Origin of the sequence: Methanobacterium sp. (assembly GCA_012838205.1) — an archaeon.
Taxonomy (GTDB): domain Archaea; phylum Methanobacteriota; class Methanobacteria; order Methanobacteriales; family Methanobacteriaceae; genus Methanobacterium.
This window is the reverse complement of record DUPR01000061.1, coordinates 1-4,892: the sequence shown is the minus strand read 5'-3', so window position 1 is coordinate 4,892 and position 4,892 is coordinate 1. Positions and strand designations below refer to the sequence as shown.

Annotated in this window: 5 protein-coding genes; 4 read left to right on the top strand and 1 reads right to left on the bottom strand. The window is 39.3% G+C overall.

Annotated features, from left to right (window positions below; genetic code table 11):
• A partial coding sequence (locus tag GXZ72_08570) for a hypothetical protein (protein ID HHT19597.1) occupies positions 1–833 on the bottom strand: 833 nt, incomplete at its 3' end.
• A gap of 165 nt (positions 834–998) precedes the next feature.
• Here GXZ72_08570 and GXZ72_08565 point away from each other — a divergent pair.
• The 4 genes from GXZ72_08565 to GXZ72_08550 all read left to right on the top strand — a co-directional run bounded on the left by GXZ72_08565 (position 999) and on the right by GXZ72_08550 (position 4,880).
• Positions 999–2,915 carry a DUF1616 domain-containing protein gene (locus GXZ72_08565; GenBank protein ID HHT19596.1) on the top strand — a complete coding sequence of 639 codons (1,917 nt, stop codon included), beginning with the start codon at positions 999–1,001 and terminating at the stop codon, positions 2,913–2,915.
• 304 nt (positions 2,916–3,219) lie between these two features.
• Entirely contained in the window at positions 3,220–3,504 is a 285-nt protein-coding gene (locus tag GXZ72_08560; GenBank protein ID HHT19595.1) for a hypothetical protein, read from the top strand.
• Positions 3,505–3,516: 12 nt separating this feature from the next.
• Positions 3,517–4,173, top strand: coding sequence for a hypothetical protein (locus GXZ72_08555; protein HHT19594.1), 657 nt, complete (start codon positions 3,517–3,519; stop codon positions 4,171–4,173).
• Between the two features lie 92 nt (positions 4,174–4,265).
• Complete coding sequence (locus GXZ72_08550) at positions 4,266–4,880, top strand: hypothetical protein (protein ID HHT19593.1); 615 nt, start codon at positions 4,266–4,268, stop codon at positions 4,878–4,880.
• Positions 4,881–4,892 lie beyond the last annotated feature (12 nt).

The window sequence follows — 4,892 nt, the reverse complement described above, 5'->3', positions numbered from 1 at the left end:
TTTACCTTGTTTATTAACTGTGCACAGTGTATTAAGTTCTCTTTTTGGGTGGTGTGCTGGAAGATCCGGTTGGCTACTGAATGCCGGATAAGATCAATAATGGTTTCCTGGGACTTTAACCTTGTAATACCCATCTTATCAGTCTTCTCCAGAACATAAATTCTTTTCAGGATCACTGGCTCTGGGGAAAACTTGTGGGAGGCATCACAGAAAACTTTCCCTGCTAAGGTCTTTATTGGAGTTAAAATATCGGTGTTATCTTTTACCTGGAGGTATGAATCCTCACCTAAGCGTACATGGGGATAACCAGGATAAACTAAAGGCAACCCATCTTCACGGAATTTTATAGCCAAAATATCATCAGTTACCAGGGGGTAACCCTTGGTGTAGAGGTGGATAGCGGTGGTGGATTTACCATTACCCCTGTAACCTAGAAAAGAAACTGCCCCACCATCTGTTTTTACTGAACTGCCGTGTAGGATTAGAAAACCCCGTTGGTGTAATAATAGTGACATCACCGGACCTAATAGAAATGGTATGATGTTTATTTCACTGGAATCATCAAGATCGGCAATGGCTTCCACAGTCACCTGCTTCCCCTCACTGATCTTGACTTTGCCAATATCATCCCACCAAAGGAAAACATCACCATCCTTAACCAAGTAGTTAGGACCTTCCACCTCTGCATCCGAAACAAGGGTAGGATCTACCTTATTTAACAATATTTTAACATCAGGATTACCAGAACCCTGTATCATACCAGGGAGTTCCACTTCTGAAGCTATTTCCAGTCCGAATGCATGATAATTATACATTTTCTTGCTTTTCTCCATTAAATTAACCGGTACATGTGATTCATATTGAGAGGTTAATTCATAAATATTTTATAAACTTGTTTTCGTGTTTTTATCCCTGTCCGATGATATGTTTTTTAGGGGGTGATTTACTCCTTGGATCATTTACTAACTATTTATACCTCTTCCTCCTAACACTCTTTTATGAAACTTTCACTTCACAGGGACCTTATACTGGTTATCATCAGCAGTTTGGCAGTTCTTATCATTAGCTGGCTGCAACTGGTTAAGGGTAATGTTCTAACTTTCATGGAATATGTTTCAATTTTATTGTTACCTGGATACTCTATCATTACTGCTATCTGGCCTGGTGAAGAGAAAATGGAATGGTCCCTGCGTGCTGGTGTGGGCTTTGTCCTGGGACTGTTTTTTATCCTGTTTCTACCATTGATCTTAGAATCCCTGATGATGGGATCCTACAATGACAATCTCATCAACATTCTACTTATCTTGGCTGTTTTGTTCTCATTAATAGCAGTGATCCGTAGGAAAGATCCATCCCCAGAAGAACCCTATTATGATGGGAGACAATTAACTCTGGAAGAATCAGTTGAAAGGGCATCAGAATTAAGGGATCATGTTCTAGAAGAACATGGTGAAGAAGATCCTTATGAATATTATGATGAAGATGTAGAATACTCTGAATATGGGCAAACAGATGATGATGAAGACGCAAAACAGGGAAGTGTTCCACTAGCAGTTGATGAAGAGATTATAAGCCAATCCCTTCCCACTGAGTATGAGGAGGAAATGGACAAACCCATCTGGATGGATGATGAATTATATGAAGAATCTCATGTTTTTGGTTGGTACTCCTTCCTGAAGAAGATATTCCTGGTAATTTTAATAATTGGTGTTTTCCTTTTTGTATTGGATTTCCTGGGATGGGATGCTGGTTTTCTTAAGGAAATTTCACAGTACAGTTTGGAACTGATTGTGCTATCTGCCATAATCATGGTGGCCATGATATTGCTGCCTAAATTATTAGCATCAGAAGCCCAATCAGATGAAGAAGAAACCCAACTAGATGAAGAAGCCCCTTATACTGAGATTCCGAGAGAAGAATCTCCTGATGAAATGACTCATGAAATGGTTACTTCAGAAGAGGTTCCCTTAAAAAAAGAGGAAGAGAAAACCATGCCTCGAGATTCAGAATCAGGGGATCATCTCCCAGATGAAGACCATGAAAAATCTTTCCCCACCTACAAACCCAGAAACTATTACCTGGATTTGATTATTATTGTGGTTTTAACTCTTCTTACTGTGGTTTTCGTATTAATACCTCCGCTTAATAAGAGTTTTATCCGGACTATTCTGGGGATTTTGTTGGTACTTTTCATACCGGGCTATTCACTCATTGCTGCTCTTTTCCCTAGATGGGGAGATCTGGATGGTATTGAAAGGGCGGCTCTTTCGTTTGGTTTGAGCATCGCTGTAACACCACTCATTGGTTTGGCTCTTAATTACACACCATGGGGCATACGCCTGGATCCGATACTGATTAGCTTAACCATATTCACCATGGCCATGTGCCTAATTGCATGTATTCGGAGGAGAATGCTGCCTGATGCGGAAAAATATTTCGTGCCCCTGGGAGAATTGAAAAGACAGATTAAGGGGTCTTTTAAATCAGAATCTAAAACTGAGAAAATCCTCTCAATCATCCTGATTATCAGCATTATCCTAGCCATATCCACCACAGTTTACATCATAGTTAAACCTAAACAGGGTGAAAAATTCACAGAATTCTACATCCTGGGACCAGATGGTAAGGCCAGTAACTATCCAACCAACCTCACACATGGCCAGAAAGGTGAGGTGATTATTGGTGTGGTTAACCATGAATACGCCACCACTGATTATAAGATCCTGGTGAAAGTCAAAAACCACACCCTCCACAACCAAACACTAACCCTGAAAAATGGTGAGAAAAGGGAGATACCATTTAATTTCACTGCCGGAAATTCTGGGAATAAGAAAATGCAGTTTTTACTCTATAAATTACCTGACCAAAAAACAGCCTACCGGTCTTTACATTTGTGGTTGAATATAACCACCTAAATGTCCAATTGTTTTATTGTATTAACATGTGAAGTTGTCGGGTAATAAATTATTAAAAAAACAACTGTCTTAATAATAAGTGGTGTGACATGTCTTTGTATTGGTTGATTTTTATTTTTATCAGGAAGATTTCGAAAAGGTTATTTATAATGAAAAATAGAAAGATTCTACAATTATTTAATTAGTTCACTTTCTGATAACACTTTTCATTCGACGATGGAAATTGTTGTCCAAATGAAATATTGTGGGAAAGAAAAATGATATATATTAGATTAAAGAAATAGTAGTTCAAGTAGGTAAAATCATGATTTCGACTATAACCACAGCCACAACAACCACTGCAGCAACATCTGCTTCTTCGGCTGCAGCAGCCACCACCACTGCGGTAACTTCAGCAGATATTTTAGGCTACAGTTTAATCGCGGTAGTGGCTTTAATCGTATTTCTAGCCTTGAAGGAAATTTTAAGCTCTGAGGCTGGCAAAAATAGTAAAATAAACACTTTTATTAACAGCTCCAACGTAGCGATACTGCCCCTGCTATTTGTATTCGGTGCAGTAGTAATCTACAAAGTTGTTACCATAATCTAGGAGTGGTTAGAAATGAGAAAAAACTTAGGATTATTAGCTGTCCTGGCAGTAGTCATGGTGGTTGTGGCTGTTTCAGGATGCAACAATAATAATACTACTGGCACTGATGTAAATGCTAAAAGTACCAAAGTGGCAATTATGAACCATGGTGATACTTGGGCTCAGGTAGAATTAGTTGCCAATGTAACCCATAAAAATGGGACTAACATGACTGTTTATATTGAAAACTTCATCAAACCTGATGAAAATGTAACCATTGACTTATCACAGATCATGGGATATGGTAACGAACCATTACCTGCCGGCACCACCATTCGTGTGCAATCATGGAAAGGTCTTTTCAATGAAACCAAAGGTGTTGGTGGTATAGGAACACTGGACATTGAATTCCAGGGATGGTCTAACACCCTATACCCAACAGAAAAAGATAACAAAACACCAGTAACCTTTAATCCAGTTCCAATCTTCCAGTTACCAAAAGAAATCAACCAGAGTGTGTCTTTCGTTGCCACCACTGAAGAAGAACTGGAGAAGATCGCAGGATATGATACTGCAGAACAGGAACCAATCTATGAAGAAGAGATTATAACAGTTAATGCTGATGGAACTGTAACCATCACCATCACTGTGCCACCTGAACTGTGCCGTGCAATTGCAAGTCTTGTATAACAACAAGACTCCCCCCCCTATTTTTTTAATTATTTTCTAAGCTTGAGCTTATTTTAGTATTAATGTGGAAAAGGATTAGATATCTGATTGAAATGAATAAAAAAATCTTAATTTTAGTCATAGTACTGGTTGCTATCACTGGTTTGGCAGTGCTGGAAGTCACCAATGGAGTTTTAAGTGCTCTTGCTTTTGACCAGATAAGTTACAATTACTCGTCTAAAGTTTGGATACCACCCACCCACCCTGAGGACCCTACTGCTGGTTCTTTAGGTGGTTACTATAAAATAGATGGAAAGGGAAGGGATTTTAACTTCTTTTTACAACTCACCGGGGCTGAAAAATCAGAAAGTCCCCTGGATTACACTGCAGACGGACTGCATGGTACTGGGAGGATTGACCAGATTAAGGTCACCCCGGGAACAGTGTTCTCCCTACTAAATAAAGATGTTAAAGATGCCATGTTCAACACTCTCTTTAAGGGGAATATGAATATGACTTGTGCTGCTTGGACCGGTACTACTACCTTCCAGAATGATGGTCAGACTTTTGGTGGGAATTTCACGATTCATGGCGTTTTAACTTACTGGGAGGGCACCTATACTCTAAAGCGTGAGAGTTTCCGTATTTTAGGCACAAGTGACTTTATTTATCATCCCAACAACCAGCCTTCTAAAGCTAAAAGGGTTCAAAAAAGCTATTACCTATAAACAACCCCCCCT